This is a genomic window from Streptomyces sp. 4N124 (genome assembly GCF_052245395.1).
Lineage (GTDB): Bacteria > Actinomycetota > Actinomycetes > Streptomycetales > Streptomycetaceae > Streptomyces.
On the sequence record NZ_JBQQBS010000063.1, the window covers coordinates 23,135 to 36,878 of the forward strand.

Below are 13,744 nucleotides of genomic sequence, written 5' to 3' on the forward strand. Positions count from 1 at the left end.
CTTCGGATATCGTCCCGTAACCCCATGGCGCTCCCCCGAACGATGGCCCCGCAGTACGCTCCATTCTCTCCGTCGGATGCACCGGCATCCAGACAATCCGCGGAACCAGTCGGCGTCTATCAGTGTCCTGCCTTGGCAATAGGTCGTTGACCGAACGTTTCCGGTACAGACAACGACCTGCGGAGGCGCAGTGGACCGGCAGCAATCCGAGTGTGAGGCATCGGCTGGGGCCCCGGAGAGGGGCGGCGGCCAGCACATCGCGCTGGTCCACTGGTCCTTTCCGCCCAGCGTCGGCGGTGTGGAGACCCATCTCTGGGAGTACTCACGGGCGTTGGCCCGCCGCGACCACCGCGTCACGGTCTTCACCGGAACGGCCGATGCGCAGCCCCCGTGCCCCGGAGTGGAGGTGCTGCGCCACCCTCTGTTGGATCTGTCGGTGGCGCGCACGGACGACGACCGGTCCGTCGCAGAGCTGCGCGACTGGTTCGCCGCTCATCTCACCGGGGATGATGGACCGGTCAGGCTGGTGCACGGCCACAACCTGCACCACTTCTCCAACGTCCCCGCGCTCGCCCTGGCGGCCCTGCGCGAGGAACTCGGACTGGTCCTGCCGCACACGTACCACAGCCTCTGGCGCGGCCCCGAGGACAAGAAGCTCGCGCGCGAGTGCGCGGTGTGGGACGCCCATCACGCGGTGTCGGACTTCCTGGTGCACGAGTGCACCGAGGTGCTGGACGAGCCCGTGACCCGCACCTACCTGGGCATCGACACGCGCACCTACCTCGGCGTCGCCCCGCTGGAGCCGAACGGCGCACGGCCCGTGATCCTGCTGCCGGCCCGGCTCATCCCCAACAAGGGCGCCGCGGTGGCGGTCGAGATGCTGGCCCGCCTCATCGCGCGCGGAAAGAAGTCGGCGGACGTGCTGCGCCCCAGGCTCGTCCTCACCGATCCCTTCGACACGGTCGACTTCCACGACGAGGCCTGGGGATTCAAGGAGTCCCTGCGCGAGTTGATGAAGCACCACGACCTGGTCGAGGGCAGCGACGTCGAGTTCAGGCCAGCCGGCATCGACGACATGCGCACGCTCTACGAGGAGTCCACCGTCGTCATCTACCCGTCCCGCTTCGACGAACCCATGGGCCTCGCACCGCTGGAGGCCATGTGCGCCGCCCGGCCCGTGGTCGCCACCGGTGTCGGAGGCCTGGGCGAAGGCGGCAGCGCCCTCGTGGCGCCCCAGGAGGGGGAGACCGAGGAGGCCCTGGCGCAGCGGTTCGCGGACGAGGTGTGGCGGCTGCTCACCGACCCGGCTGAGGCCAGGGAGGCGGGACTTCGGGCCCGGCGGCACGTCTGGGAGAACTTCGACCTGGAGAACGTGTACGTCCAGCAGATGCTCGACGAGTACGACCGTCTGCTGACGGGAGGCCCTCAGCGGCGTTCGTGCCGCCAGCCCTCGGGCAGTTCGGGGACCGTGCACTCCCCGGACGCGGTCACCGCCACCGACAGCCGCTGACCCGCGAGGACCAGGCCCTCCACCCGCAGGGCCAAGGGGGCCGCGGGGCGGGCGACGAGCGAGCGGCGCGTGATGTCCGGCCGCAGATCGAGCAGGGCGGACAGCACCGCCACCCCGGACGCCGCCGACCAGCCCTGCGGCCGGCACGCCGCCGGATAGGCCAGTGGGGCCGGTGAGTCGGGAGTGCGGGCGTCCCCGCCGTACAGCTCGGGCATCCGGTAGCCGAAGCGGGTGGCCGCGTCCAGCAGGCCCTCGGCCAGGATCAGTGCCTCATGGTGATGCCCCGTCGCACACAGCCCTCGTACGGCGATCGCGGTGTCGTGCGTCCAGACCGAACCCCCGTGGTAGCTGAGGGGGTTGAACCCGGGCACGTCCTTGCTGCGGCTGCGCAGTCCCCAGCCGGAGGCCAGTCCGGGTGAGGCCAGCCAGGCGGCGACGTCGCGGCAGCCGGCCTCGTCCAGGATGCCCGTCGAGAGCAACTGCCCCATGTTGGACGTCGGTCCGCTCACGGCGGTAGGTCCCTGGCCCACCGCGATGGCGACATAGCGGGGGGCAGGTCCCGTGCGCGCCGGGATCCAGAACAGGTCGGCGAAGCGCTTACGGAGGCCCTCCGCCCAGTTACGCAGCTTCTGGGCGTCGTCCGCGCGGTCGCGTGCGGCGAGCAGCGTGGCCAGACCGCAGGCGGCCTCGTACGCGTACCCCTGCACTTCGCACAGGGCGAGCGGCGGTTCGACGCGCCGTCCCTCGGCGTCGCGCACCGCGTCCTCGCTGTCCTTCCAGGCCTGGTGCCGCAGCCCGCCGGCCCGCGGGTAGTAGCGCAGCAGACCGTCCTCGTCCCGGCTGCTGGTCTCCACCACCCAGGCCATCGCACGCTCGGCGTACGGCAGCAGGGCGTCCACCTCGGTGTCGGGCAGCCCCCAGTGCCACGCCTCGACGAGCAGGGTCACGAACAGCGGGGTGGCGTCGACGGAGCCGTAGTAGTGCGAGGGCAGCAGCAGTCCGTGACCGTGCCGTGCGGCCGCGGGGCGCAGCTCGTGCAGGATGCGGCCAGGGGCCTCCTCCCGGAACACGTCGCTCACCCGGCCCTGTCGCCGTGCCAGCGCCCAGAGCGTGCCGCGGGCCAGGTCCGTCCCCAGCGGGAGCAGCATCCGCGCGGACCAGATGCTGTCCCGGCCGAACAGCGTGAGGTACCAGGGGCAGCCGGCGGCGATGAACTGATCCTCCGCCCCGTCCCCGGCCGCGCCCAGCGGGTCCGCCAGCCGCAGGGCGTCGAGGTCCCACAGCCCTTGTCGTACGAGGTCGCGCAGCCGCACGTCGTCGCTCACGACCGTCGGCCGGCTCCAGGGCGCCGGGGCGTGCGGCGCCACCGGGTGACCGGACGGCTCCGGTACCGCGCGGCCGGTGACGGCGAGCCGCACCTGCCAGGACTCGTGCGGGGGCAGGACCAGGTGCGGCCAGGTGAGGGTGCCTCCCTCGGGGCCGCCGGAGACCTCGGGCACCGGTCCCGAGGTGACCGTGAGCCGGGCGTGCCCGGTCGGGCCGGTCCAGGTGAGGGCGGCCGGTAACGCCTGCTCGCCCTCCGGCGGGTGGCCCGTGCACGCCAGGGGCGGCCGGTGCTGGCCCCGCTTCACGTCGGCTATGCCGGCCAGGTCGGTCGCGGCGGCCAGTTCGATGCGCAGCGTCCGCTCGACCGTGCCGACATTGCGCAGGGTGAGGGTCTCGCCCTCGCCGGCGGTGCGGACGCGTTCGATGATCAGCGTCGGGTCGTCCGTGCGGTCACGGTGGTAGCGGTGCACCGCGGTGAACCTGACCTGGTGCGGGCCGAGCGGCTGGACGCCTATCGGCTCCGGCTCGCGGTCGTCCAGGAACAGGCACAGCGTGTGCAGCAGTCGGCGGTCATGATCGTAGAAACCCTCGGCACGGTCGCCGCGGAGCTGTCCGTCCCGCGCCGAGGCCGCGAACGCGGGCGCTGCCACGCACATGACCACGTCGTGCAGGAGCGGCTGAAGTGCCCGCGGTGCCAGGGAGTCCGCCGATTCGAACACGAGGAGGTCTTCCCCACGGGTACGCCCCTCATTCACGCTCCGTTGCCGCCGGCTTACTCCCAGCGGAAGAACCGCCCCGCCGCCGCCAGCCCCACAACCGCCCACACCGCCAGAATCCCCAGGTCACCCCACGGCATCCCGGCCCCGTGCTGGAGCACGTCCCGCAGTCCGTCCGACAGCGCGGAGATGGGCAGCAGCCCGAGCACGTCCTGGGCGCCGGACGGGAACTTGTCCAGCGGGACGATGACCCCGCCTCCCATGAGCAGCAGCAGGAACACCAGATTCGCCGCGGCCAGCGTCGCCTCCGCCTTCAGCGTGCCCGCCATCAGCAGGCCCAGCCCCGAGAACGCGGCCGTGCCGAGGAGCAGGAGGAGGAGTACGGCGAGGGGGTTGCCGTGCGGGGACCAGCCGAGGGAGAAAGCGATCACCGTCAGCAGGGCGATCTGCAGGACCTCGGTGACCAGCACCGACGCCGTTTTCGCCGTCATCAGGCCCCAGCGGGGGAGCGGGGAGGAGGCGAGGCGCTTGAGGACGCCGTACCGCCGCTCGAAGCCCGTCGCGATCGCCTGCCCCGTGAACGCCGTCGACATCACGGCCAGCGCGAGGACTCCGGGCGCGAGGAAGTCGACGGCCTCGCCCGCGCCGGTGTCGACGATGTCCACCGTGCTGAACAGGACCAGCAGCAGCGTCGGGATGACGACCGTCAGCAGCAGCTGCTCGCCGTTGCGCAGCAGCATCTTGGTCTCCAGCACCGCCTGCGCCGCGATCATGCGGGGGAGAGGCGCGGCACCGGGCTTCGGCGCGTACGCGCCCACGGTCGTCGTCATGAACGCAGCTCCTTGCCGGTCATCTCCAGGAACACGTCCTCGAGCGTGTGCCGCTCCACCGAGATCCGGTCCGGCATCACGCCGTGCTGGGCGCACCAGGACGTGACCGTCGCGAGCAGTTGGGGGTTCACCTTGCCGGCGACCCGGTAGGAGCCCGGGGTCAGCTCGGCGGCGGTGCAGTCGACGGGCAGGGCCTTGAGCAGGGAGCCCACGTCCAGACCGGGGCGGCCGGTGAACCGCAGTGTGTTCTCGGCGCCGCCGCGGCACAGCTCCTCGGGCGTGCCCTGGGCGATGACCCGGCCCGCGTCCACGATCGCGACGTCGTCGGCGAGCTGCTCGGCCTCGTCCATGTAGTGGGTGGTGAGGATGACCGAGACGCCGTCCGTGCGCAGGTCGCGCACCAGGTCCCAGGTCGCGCGGCGGGCCTGCGGGTCGAGCCCCGCCGTCGGCTCGTCCAGGAACACCAGTTCAGGGCGGCCCACGACGGCCATCGCCAGCGCCAGGCGCTGCTGCTGGCCGCCGGACAGCCGGCGGTACGTCGTCCGTCCGCAGCTGCCGAGCCCGAGCCGCTCGATCAGCCCGTCCACGTCCAGTGGATGGGCGTGCAGCTTCGCCACGTGCCGCAGCATCTCGTCGGCCCGCGCACCGGAGTAGACACCGCCGGACTGCAGCATCACGCCGATACGGGGGCGCAGCGCGGCCGACTGCCGCACCGGGTCGAGACCCAGGACGCGCACCGTGCCGGAGTCCGGTTTCCGGTATCCCTCGCAGGTCTCGACGGTCGTCGTCTTGCCCGCGCCATTGGGTCCGAGTACGGCGGTCACACCCGCTTCGGCCACCAGGTCGAGGCCGTCCACCGCGGTCTTCGTGCCGTACCGCTTCACCAGGGCCTGGACCTGGACCACGGGCTCACTTCGCATGGGCCAGAGTCTAGGTACGCGCTCGCCGTCTCAGACGGGCGGGTTCAGGATCCCCTCCTCGCGGGGCCGGTGCGTGGCCAGCCACCGCTCCGCGTAGGCCACGGCGTCCGCCACCGGGAAGAGCCGTACGTCGGCGGCGCCCAGCGTCCCGCGTACGACGGGACGGTCCCGTTCGAAGTCGTGCCCCAGCTCGTCGAACCGCTCCGAAGTGATCGACACCTCGGTCACCACCTCCCAGCCGGCCGGTCCGGGGCGGCCCACCTGAACCAGCGGTGCGGGTATGCGGTACTCGGCCAGATGGAAGCTCGTGCACGCGTCGTAGCCGGCGCCGAGCAACAGCACGCGCGCGTGGAGCGCCTCCAGCCTGGCCAGCGGGCTAGATGTCTGCGGATGCGCACTGCGCAGGGCGCCGGGCTGTTTCGCCCCCGCCGCCCCTACCCGTCCCATCCCGGGGCACTGCCCCGGGCCCCCGCTGAGGGCTGCGCCCCCAGACCCCCGCTTCGGGCCCTGAACGGGCCTCGTCCTCAAACGCCGGATGGGCTGAAAGAGCAGCGCGGCGCCGGGCGGCGCAGCCCTCGTAGGTACATGGGGTCAGCCCTGTACGTGCCGCATCGTATGCGCCCCCCGCCGGTCGGCCGCCGGAGGCCCGCGTGTGACAAGTGGGCCGGTCGGAGGGGGTGTGGGCATGGTTGGGGAGTGTGCTGGAAGGGCTGCGGATGTGCCACCGAATTGATCGATCAAAGATCGTTTCCCCAGGTCAGATTAGGTATACCTAAGTGACGCAGGGCACCGTCCACGGAGTAGGACGCCGCTTGCCCGGTCCTGAGGAATTACGCAACAATGGCGTTGTGAAAAACGTCGGCGAGGCTCGGGAGACCCGCACGGGTACCCCCCAGGAGGAGCTCGCGACCGGGGAGCGGTCCACCCGCAACCGAGTCGCGCGGTCCATCCTGGACCACGGGCCCTCGACCGTCACCGAGCTGGCAGGCCGGCTGGGCCTCACCCCGGCCGCCGTGCGGCGGCATCTGGACGCGCTGGTCGCGGACGACGTCGTCGAGGCACGCGAGCAGCGGGTGTACGGCGCGCGGACGCGCGGCCGGCCCGCCAAGGTGTTCGCCCTGACGGACTGCGGACGCGACGCCTTCGACCAGTCGTACGACAAGCTCGCCGCGGACGCCCTGCGCTACATCCAGGAGCGGTTCGGCGGTGACGAGGCGGTCGTGGCCTTCGCCCGCGCGAGGATCGCTGAGCAGGCCGCCGTGTACCGCAAGGCGATCGAGGCAGCGGCCCCCGAGGAGCGGACCGAAGCCCTGGCCAAGGCCCTGAGCGCGGACGGGTACGCTGCTACGGCGCGTAGCGCACCGGTCGGCGAGCAGCTCTGCCAGCACCACTGCCCGGTGGTCCATGTCGCGGAGAAGTTCCCGCAGCTGTGCGAGGTCGAGACAGAGATCTTCTCGCAGCTGCTCGGCACGCATGTCCAGCGACTTGCAACCATCGCCCACGGTGACGGCGTCTGTACGACATTCATCCCAAAGATTTCCAAGAACACCCATAACGCATCTGCAAGCACGGCCGGGAGGAACCCCGCATGACTCTGCCCACGGAGACTGCTCACCCCGAGCTCGAGGGCCTGGGCACGTACGAATACGGCTGGGCCGACTCCGACGCCGCCGGCGCCTCTGCGAAGCGCGGCATCAACGAGGACGTCGTCCGGGACATCTCCGCCAAGAAGAACGAGCCGGAGTGGATGACCAAGCTCCGCCTCAAGGGTCTGCGCCTCTTCGACAAGAAGCCCATGCCGAACTGGGGCTCCGACCTCTCGGGCATCGACTTCGACAACATCAAGTACTTCGTGCGCTCCACGGAGAAGCAGGCGGAGTCCTGGGAGGACCTGCCCGAGGACATCAAGAACACGTACGACAAGCTCGGCATCCCGGAGGCGGAGAAGCAGCGCCTCGTGGCCGGTGTCGCCGCCCAGTACGAGTCGGAGGTCGTCTACCACCAGATCCGCGAGGACCTGGAGGAGCAGGGCGTCATCTTCCTGGACACCGACACCGCGCTGAAGGAGCACCCGGAGCTCTTCAAGGAGTACTTCGGCACCGTCATCCCGGTCGGTGACAACAAGTTCGCGTCGCTGAACAGCGCAGTGTGGTCCGGCGGCTCGTTCATCTACGTGCCGAAGGGCGTGCAGGTCGAGATCCCGCTCCAGGCCTACTTCCGTATCAACACGGAGAACATGGGCCAGTTCGAGCGGACCCTGATCATCGTCGACGAGGGTGCCTACGTGCACTACGTCGAGGGCTGCACCGCCCCGATCTACAAGTCGGACTCGCTGCACTCCGCGGTCGTCGAGATCATCGTCAAGAAGAACGCCCGCTGCCGCTACACGACCATCCAGAACTGGTCGAACAACGTCTACAACCTGGTCACCAAGCGCGCCGTCGCCTACGAGGGCGCGACCATGGAGTGGATCGACGGCAACATCGGCTCCAAGGTGACGATGAAGTACCCGGCCGTCTACCTGATGGGCGAGCACGCCAAGGGCGAGACCCTGTCCATCGCCTTCGCCGGCGAGGGCCAGCACCAGGACGCCGGCTCCAAGATGGTCCACATGGCGCCGAACACGTCGTCCAACATCGTGTCGAAGTCCGTGGCCCGCGGTGGCGGCCGTACCTCCTACCGTGGTCTGGTGGAGATCGGCGAGGGCGCCCACGGCTCCAAGTCGAACGTGCTGTGCGACGCGCTGCTCGTCGACACCATCTCCCGCTCCGACACGTACCCGTACGTCGACGTCCGTGAGGACGACGTCTCCATGGGCCACGAGGCGACCGTCTCCAAGGTCTCCGAGGACCAGCTCTTCTACCTGATGAGCCGCGGTCTGAGCGAGTTCGAGGCGATGGCGATGATCGTGCGCGGCTTCGTCGAGCCGATCGCGAAGGAGCTGCCCATGGAGTACGCCCTCGAGCTCAACCGGCTGATCGAGCTGCAGATGGAAGGCGCGGTCGGTTAAGACCCGTCATCCGAAGCAGTCGCCAGATTTCTTGACGTAGGAAGAGAGCAGACCGACAGCCATGGCTGAGGCTCAGAACATCCCCGTGGGGTCCACCACCGCGGGCCAGATCGCGGTGGCCGCCGAGTCGACCGTCGCCACGCGCATGAGCGCGCCCCCGTCCTTCGACGTGGCGGACTTCCCGGTCCCGCACGGCCGCGAGGAGGAGTGGCGGTTCACCCCGCTGGAGCGCCTGCGCGGGCTGCACGACGGCACCGCGGTCGCCACCGGTGACGGCGTGAAGGTCGACATCGACGCCCCCGAGGGCGTCATCGTCGAGACCGTCGGCCGTGACGACGCCCGGATCGGCAAGGCCGGCACTCCGGTGGACCGCGTCGCCGCGCAGGCGTACTCGGCGTTCGAGAAGGCCGGCGTGGTCACCGTCCCCAAGGAGACGGTGCTCACCGAGCCCATTCGGATCGCCGTGCACGGCGAGGGCGGGGTCGCCTATGGCCACCAGGTCATCGAGCTGGGCGCCTTCGCCGAGGCTGTCGTCGTCATCGACCACACCGGTGACGCCGTGCTCGCCGCCAACGTCGACTACGTCCTGGGCGACGGCGCCAAGCTGACCGTCGTCTCCGTCCAGGACTGGGACGACAAGGCCGTCCACGTGGGCCAGCACAACGCGCTCATCGGCCGGGACGCCGGCTTCAAGTCGTTCGTGGTCACCTTCGGCGGCGATCTCGTACGTCTGCACCCGCGCGTCGCCTACGCCGGCACCGGTGGTGAGGCCGAGCTCTTCGGCCTGTACTTCACCGACGCCGGCCAGCACCAGGAGCACCGTCTCCTGGTCGACCACAACACCCCGCACTGCAAGTCCAACGTCGCCTACAAGGGCGCGCTCCAGGGCGACGACGCGCACGCGGTGTGGATCGGTGACGTGCTCATCGAGGCCAAGGCCGAGGGCACGGACACGTACGAGATGAACCGCAACCTCGTCCTGACGGACGGCGCCAGGGTCGACTCCGTGCCGAACCTCGAGATCGAGACCGGCGAGATCGTCGGCGCGGGCCACGCCTCGGCGACCGGCCGCTTCGACGACGAGCAGCTCTTCTACCTGATGGCCCGCGGCATCCCGGCCGACGAGGCCCGCCGCCTGGTGGTCCGCGGCTTCTTCGCCGAGCTGGTCCAGCAGATCGGCGTCGACGACATCGAAGAGCGCCTTCTCGTGAAGATCGACGAGGAGCTGGAGGCGACCGTCTGATGACGTTCGTACGCGCCTGTGGGCTGAGCGAGCTGGAGGAGGACACCCCGAAGCGGGTGGAACTCGACGGCACGCCGGTCTCGGTCGTGCAGACCGAGGGCGAGGTGTTCGCGATCCACGACATCTGCTCCCACGCGAACGTCTCCCTCTCCGAGGGCGAGGTGGAGGACTGCCAGATCGAGTGCTGGCTGCACGGCTCCAGCTTCGACCTCCGTACCGGCAAGCCGTCCGGCCTCCCCGCGACGCGCCCCGTCCCCGTATACCCCGTAAAGATCGAAGGGGACGACGTACTCGTCTCCCTCACCCAGGAGTCCTGAGGCACCCATGGCAACGCTTGAAATCCGAGACCTGCACGTCACCGTCGAGGCCGACAACGCCACGAAGGAGATCCTCAAGGGCGTCGACCTCACCGTGAAGCAGGGCGAGACGCACGCCATCATGGGCCCCAACGGCTCCGGCAAGTCGACCCTCGCCTACTCGCTCGCGGGTCACCCGAAGTACACCATCACCGGCGGCACCGTCACTCTCGACGGCGAGGACGTCCTGGAGATGTCCGTCGACGAGCGCGCCCGCGCGGGCCTGTTCCTGGCGATGCAGTACCCGGTCGAGGTCCCCGGCGTCTCGGTCTCCAACTTCCTCCGCACGTCCGCCACCGCCATCCGCGGTGAGGCCCCCAAGCTGCGGACGTGGGTGAAGGAGGTCAAGGAGACCATGGAGCGTCTCAACATGGACCCGGCCTTCGCCGAGCGCAACGTCAACGAGGGCTTCTCCGGCGGTGAGAAGAAGCGCCACGAGATCCTTCAGCTGGAGCTGCTCAAGCCGAAGGTCGCGATCCTCGACGAGACCGACTCCGGCCTGGACGTCGACGCCCTGCGCGTCGTCTCCGAGGGCGTCAACCGCGTCCGTGAGACCGGCGAGGTCGGCACCCTGCTGATCACGCACTACACGCGCATCCTGCGCTACATCAAGCCCGACTACGTCCACGTCTTCTCGGCCGGCCGCATCGTGGAGTCCGGCGGCGCCGAACTCGCCGACAAGCTGGAGAACGAGGGCTACGAGGCTTACGCGAAGGGTGGCGCATCCGAGTGACACAGCTGCCGGGCCTCCTCGACACCGAGGCGATCCGCAAGGACTTCCCCATCCTGGACCGACAGGTCCACGACGGTCAGAAGCTCGTGTACCTGGACAACGCGGCGACCTCGCAGAAGCCGCGCCAGGTGCTGGACGCCCTCGGTGAGTACTACGAGCGCTACAACGCCAACGTCCACCGCGGTGTGCATGTGCTCGCCGAGGAGGCCACGGCGCTGTACGAGGGCGCGCGCGACAAGGTCGCCGCGTTCATCAACGCGCCGAGCCGCAACGAGGTGATCTTCACCAAGAACGCCTCCGAGTCGCTCAACCTCGTGGCGAACATGCTCGGCTGGGCCGACGAGCCCTACCGCGTGGACCACGAGACCGAGATCGTCATCACGGAGATGGAGCACCACTCCAACATCGTGCCGTGGCAGCTGCTGGCGCAGCGCACGGGCGCGAAGCTGAAGTGGTTCGGCCTTACCGACGACGGCCGCCTCGACCTCTCCAACATCGACGAGATCATCACGGAGAAGACGAAGATCGTCTCCTTCGTCCTGGTGTCGAACATCCTCGGGACGGTCAACCCGGTCGAGACGATCATCCGCCGCGCACAGGAGGTCGGTGCTCTCGTCTGCATCGACGCCTCCCAGGCGGCGCCCCACATGCCGCTGGACGTGCAGGCCCTCCAGGCCGACTTCGTCGCCTTCACCGGCCACAAGATGTGCGGCCCGACCGGCATAGGCGTGCTGTGGGGCCGCCAGGAACTGCTCGAGGATCTCCCCCCGTTCCTCGGCGGCGGCGAGATGATCGAGACGGTGTCGATGCACTCGTCGACCTACGCTCCGGCCCCGCACAAGTTCGAGGCGGGCACGCCTCCGATCGCGCAGGCGGTCGGCCTGGGTGCGGCGATCGACTACCTGTCCGCGATCGGCATGGACAAGATCCTCGCCCATGAGCACGCGCTCACCGAGTACGCGGTCAAGCGCCTCGCGGAGGTCCCTGACCTGCGGATCATCGGCCCGACGACGGCCGAGGACCGGGGCGCCGCGATCTCCTTCACGCTCGGCGACATCCACCCGCACGACGTGGGCCAGGTCCTCGACGAGCAGGGCATCGCGGTCCGCGTCGGCCACCACTGCGCACGGCCGGTCTGCCTGAGGTACGGAATTCCTGCGACCACGCGAGCGTCGTTCTATCTGTACTCCACGCCGGCCGAGATCGACGCTCTGGTGGACGGCCTGGAGCACGTACGGAACTTCTTCGGCTGACGGGACAGGACTGGCGATCGCATGAAGCTGGATTCGATGTACCAGGAAGTCATCCTGGACCACTACAAGCACCCGCACGGGCGTGGTCTGAGGGATGGCGACGCCGAGGTGCACCATGTGAACCCGACGTGCGGCGACGAGATCACGCTCCGAGTGAAATACGACGGCACGACGATCAAAGACGTCTCGTACGAGGGCCAGGGCTGCTCCATCAGCCAGGCGAGCGCGTCCGTACTGAACGAACTCCTCGTCGGCAAGGACCTCTCCGACGCGCAGAAGATCCAGGAGACCTTCCTGGAGCTGATGCAGTCCAAGGGGAAGATCGAGCCCGACGACGCGATGGAGGAGGTGCTGGAGGACGCGGTCGCGTTCGCCGGTGTCTCCAAGTACCCGGCCCGGGTGAAGTGCGCGCTGCTGAGCTGGATGGCGTGGAAGGACGCGACGGCCCAGGCGCTGGGCTCCGACGCCGCTGAAAGGAAGACGGCATGAGCGACACGGTAGAGATGAAGCCGGCCTCGGAGGAAGAACTCCGCGAGGCGCTGTACGACGTCGTCGACCCCGAGTTGGGCATCGACGTCGTCAACCTCGGCCTGATCTACGGCATTCACATCGACGACGCGAACATCGCGACGATCGACATGACCCTGACCTCCGCGGCCTGTCCGCTGACGGACGTCATCGAGGACCAGGCCAAGTCCGCCACGGACGGCCTCGTCAACGAACTCCGCATCAACTGGGTCTGGATGCCACCGTGGGGCCCGGACAAGATCACGGACGACGGACGCGAGCAGCTGCGGGCGCTGGGATTCAACGTCTGAGCAGCCACCCTTTCGTCGTGAGGCCCCTGGAATTCGCCGAATCCGGGGGCCTCAGTCGTTGAGGCCCGCCACCACCCGGAACGCCGAGTCCCGGCGGTACAGGTCGTTGTGGTCGTACGACTCCAGTCGGACCACGAAGTTCCGGTGGCGGAGGAAGCGGCCGGGGTAGTTCACGGACTCCAGCATGACCGCGCCGGAGAAGGACGCGGGGCGGGGGCAGAAGGTGGCGTCCTGTTCGAAGAGGGGGGAGCCGTCGTCGCGTTCGGAGCGCAGGACGAAATTGCGGTGGCGCAGGTAGCCGCCGTCGGCGGTGGCGAAGGAGTAACAGGACGACTTCGCAAGGCCGTTGACCACCTTGAAGGTGGCGTCCTCGGCGGCCGAGGCGGAGGTGATCGGGTCGAGGGCCACGTGGTCGTCGGTGGCGCGCCAGTAGCGGTCGGGGTAGTTGACCGCGCGGACCGACTTCAAGCGGGAGACAGGGGCCGGTGAACTCTCCTCCGGTGCCGTCGGCTTGGACGGCTTGGCGGAGGGCGTGGGCGTGGAGCTGTGCCGGGGCGGCGCCTTCGTCGTGGGCTCAGGGGAGGACAGGCCGCCCTTGCCCTTGGGGGGAGCCGTCGTACTCGGTGACGGCGAGCCGAAGGAGATCAGGCCGGGCAGGGTCGCGTTGACGGGGGTCTCCGAAGTGTCTGACGCTTCGTCAACTCCCCTGTCCGTCATGACGATCGCCGTGACACACGCGGCGACGGTGGCCACCGCGAGGGTGCCGGCCAGCCAGAGGCGTCGCGTTCCCGGTATCCGGGAGGTGTCAGGTACCCAGCCGTTCTCCCAGGGTTGGTTCCGCGGCGGGCGGGGCGTGGTGTCTGGCATGCGCTGTCCTTCAGCGGCGCCCATGAACGACAGGGCGGGCCGCGGCTGCGAAGACCCGGTATGTGAACGGTGAAACAGTAGTAGACGCGAGGGGTCGGGAGCAGCCCTTTCGGAGAGAGCGGTTTCCACATTCGGGGTCACGGTCGCCCCGCCGGTTATGTA

At 69.3% G+C, this 13,744-nt stretch carries 13 protein-coding genes and 1 pseudogene; 9 read left to right on the forward strand and 5 right to left on the reverse strand.

From position 1 onward, the window contains the following. The first annotated feature begins 298 nt into the window (after positions 1 to 298). Positions 299 to 1,510, forward strand: a complete 1,212-nt coding sequence (locus tag ACTWQO_RS40425; RefSeq protein ID WP_443242360.1) for a glycosyltransferase family 4 protein — start codon at positions 299 to 301, stop codon at positions 1,508 to 1,510. Here the strand turns inward: ACTWQO_RS40425 and ACTWQO_RS40430 are convergent. The 4 genes and pseudogenes from ACTWQO_RS40430 to ACTWQO_RS40445 all read right to left on the reverse strand — a co-directional run bounded on the left by ACTWQO_RS40430 (position 1,426) and on the right by ACTWQO_RS40445 (position 5,989). Further along, a complete protein-coding gene (locus tag ACTWQO_RS40430; protein ID WP_443242361.1) occupies positions 1,426 to 3,555 on the reverse strand; it encodes a glycogen debranching N-terminal domain-containing protein in 2,130 nt (709 codons plus the stop codon). The genes ACTWQO_RS40425 and ACTWQO_RS40430 overlap by 85 nt on opposite strands. A 53-nt stretch (positions 3,556 to 3,608) precedes the next feature. Beyond that, positions 3,609 to 4,382: an ABC transporter permease gene (locus tag ACTWQO_RS40435; protein WP_443242362.1), complete on the reverse strand. Its 774-nt coding sequence runs from the start codon at positions 4,380 to 4,382 to the stop codon at positions 3,609 to 3,611. Further along, positions 4,379 to 5,302 (reverse strand): ABC transporter ATP-binding protein, encoded by a 924-nt coding sequence (locus ACTWQO_RS40440; protein ID WP_443242363.1) that lies wholly within the window; start codon positions 5,300 to 5,302, stop codon positions 4,379 to 4,381. The genes ACTWQO_RS40435 and ACTWQO_RS40440 overlap by 4 nt, the downstream gene beginning before the upstream one ends. A gap of 30 nt (positions 5,303 to 5,332) precedes the next feature. Then, positions 5,333 to 5,989 (reverse strand): annotated as a pseudogene (locus ACTWQO_RS40445) (AAC(3) family N-acetyltransferase). A gap of 161 nt (positions 5,990 to 6,150) precedes the next feature. Between ACTWQO_RS40445 and ACTWQO_RS40450 the strand changes: the two are divergent. The 8 genes from ACTWQO_RS40450 (at position 6,151) to ACTWQO_RS40485 (ending at position 12,715) form a co-directional block, all read left to right on the forward strand. Further along, positions 6,151 to 6,894, forward strand: coding sequence for a helix-turn-helix transcriptional regulator (locus ACTWQO_RS40450; protein ID WP_443242364.1), 744 nt, complete (start codon positions 6,151 to 6,153; stop codon positions 6,892 to 6,894). Beyond that, positions 6,891 to 8,312: a Fe-S cluster assembly protein SufB gene (gene sufB, locus ACTWQO_RS40455; RefSeq protein WP_443242365.1), complete on the forward strand. Its 1,422-nt coding sequence runs from the start codon at positions 6,891 to 6,893 to the stop codon at positions 8,310 to 8,312. Before ACTWQO_RS40450 ends, sufB begins: the two co-directional genes overlap by 4 nt. A 61-nt stretch (positions 8,313 to 8,373) precedes the next feature. Continuing rightward, a complete protein-coding gene (gene sufD, locus ACTWQO_RS40460; protein WP_443242366.1) occupies positions 8,374 to 9,555 on the forward strand; it encodes a Fe-S cluster assembly protein SufD in 1,182 nt (393 codons plus the stop codon). Beyond that, positions 9,555 to 9,872, forward strand: a complete 318-nt coding sequence (locus tag ACTWQO_RS40465) for a non-heme iron oxygenase ferredoxin subunit (protein WP_048585098.1) — start codon at positions 9,555 to 9,557, stop codon at positions 9,870 to 9,872. Before sufD ends, ACTWQO_RS40465 begins: the two co-directional genes overlap by 1 nt. 7 nt (positions 9,873 to 9,879) lie before the next feature. Next, positions 9,880 to 10,644 carry a Fe-S cluster assembly ATPase SufC gene (sufC, locus tag ACTWQO_RS40470; protein ID WP_443242367.1) on the forward strand — a complete coding sequence of 255 codons (765 nt, stop codon included), beginning with the start codon at positions 9,880 to 9,882 and terminating at the stop codon, positions 10,642 to 10,644. Next, a complete protein-coding gene (locus ACTWQO_RS40475; RefSeq protein ID WP_443242368.1) occupies positions 10,641 to 11,897 on the forward strand; it encodes a cysteine desulfurase in 1,257 nt (418 codons plus the stop codon). Before sufC ends, ACTWQO_RS40475 begins: the two co-directional genes overlap by 4 nt. 21 nt (positions 11,898 to 11,918) lie before the next feature. Beyond that, a complete protein-coding gene (gene sufU, locus ACTWQO_RS40480) occupies positions 11,919 to 12,386 on the forward strand; it encodes a Fe-S cluster assembly sulfur transfer protein SufU (protein ID WP_443242369.1) in 468 nt (155 codons plus the stop codon). Then, a complete protein-coding gene (locus ACTWQO_RS40485; RefSeq protein WP_383772287.1) occupies positions 12,383 to 12,715 on the forward strand; it encodes a metal-sulfur cluster assembly factor in 333 nt (110 codons plus the stop codon). Before sufU ends, ACTWQO_RS40485 begins: the two co-directional genes overlap by 4 nt. Before the next feature lie 51 nt (positions 12,716 to 12,766). On the opposite strand, the gene ACTWQO_RS40490 is transcribed toward ACTWQO_RS40485, so the two are convergent. Next, positions 12,767 to 13,582 (reverse strand): AbfB domain-containing protein, encoded by an 816-nt coding sequence (locus ACTWQO_RS40490; RefSeq protein ID WP_443242370.1) that lies wholly within the window; start codon positions 13,580 to 13,582, stop codon positions 12,767 to 12,769. Positions 13,583 to 13,744 lie beyond the last annotated feature (162 nt).

Bases quoted from the DNA above. Each gene is read 5' to 3' on its own strand.
- sufU (WP_443242369.1), top strand. From the start codon at position 11,919: ATGAAGCTGGATTCGATGTACCAGGAAGTCATCCTGGACCACTACAAG.
- ACTWQO_RS40440 (WP_443242363.1), bottom strand. From the start codon at position 5,302: ATGCGAAGTGAGCCCGTGGTCCAGGTCCAGGCCCTGGTGAAGCGGTAC.
- ACTWQO_RS40435 (WP_443242362.1), bottom strand. From the start codon at position 4,382: ATGACGACGACCGTGGGCGCGTACGCGCCGAAGCCCGGTGCCGCGCCT.
- sufC (WP_443242367.1), top strand. From the start codon at position 9,880: ATGGCAACGCTTGAAATCCGAGACCTGCACGTCACCGTCGAGGCCGAC.
- ACTWQO_RS40465 (WP_048585098.1), top strand. From the start codon at position 9,555: ATGACGTTCGTACGCGCCTGTGGGCTGAGCGAGCTGGAGGAGGACACC.
- sufD (WP_443242366.1), top strand. From the start codon at position 8,374: ATGGCTGAGGCTCAGAACATCCCCGTGGGGTCCACCACCGCGGGCCAG.
- sufB (WP_443242365.1), top strand. From the start codon at position 6,891: ATGACTCTGCCCACGGAGACTGCTCACCCCGAGCTCGAGGGCCTGGGC.
- ACTWQO_RS40490 (WP_443242370.1), bottom strand. From the start codon at position 13,582: ATGCCAGACACCACGCCCCGCCCGCCGCGGAACCAACCCTGGGAGAAC.
- ACTWQO_RS40485 (WP_383772287.1), top strand. From the start codon at position 12,383: ATGAGCGACACGGTAGAGATGAAGCCGGCCTCGGAGGAAGAACTCCGC.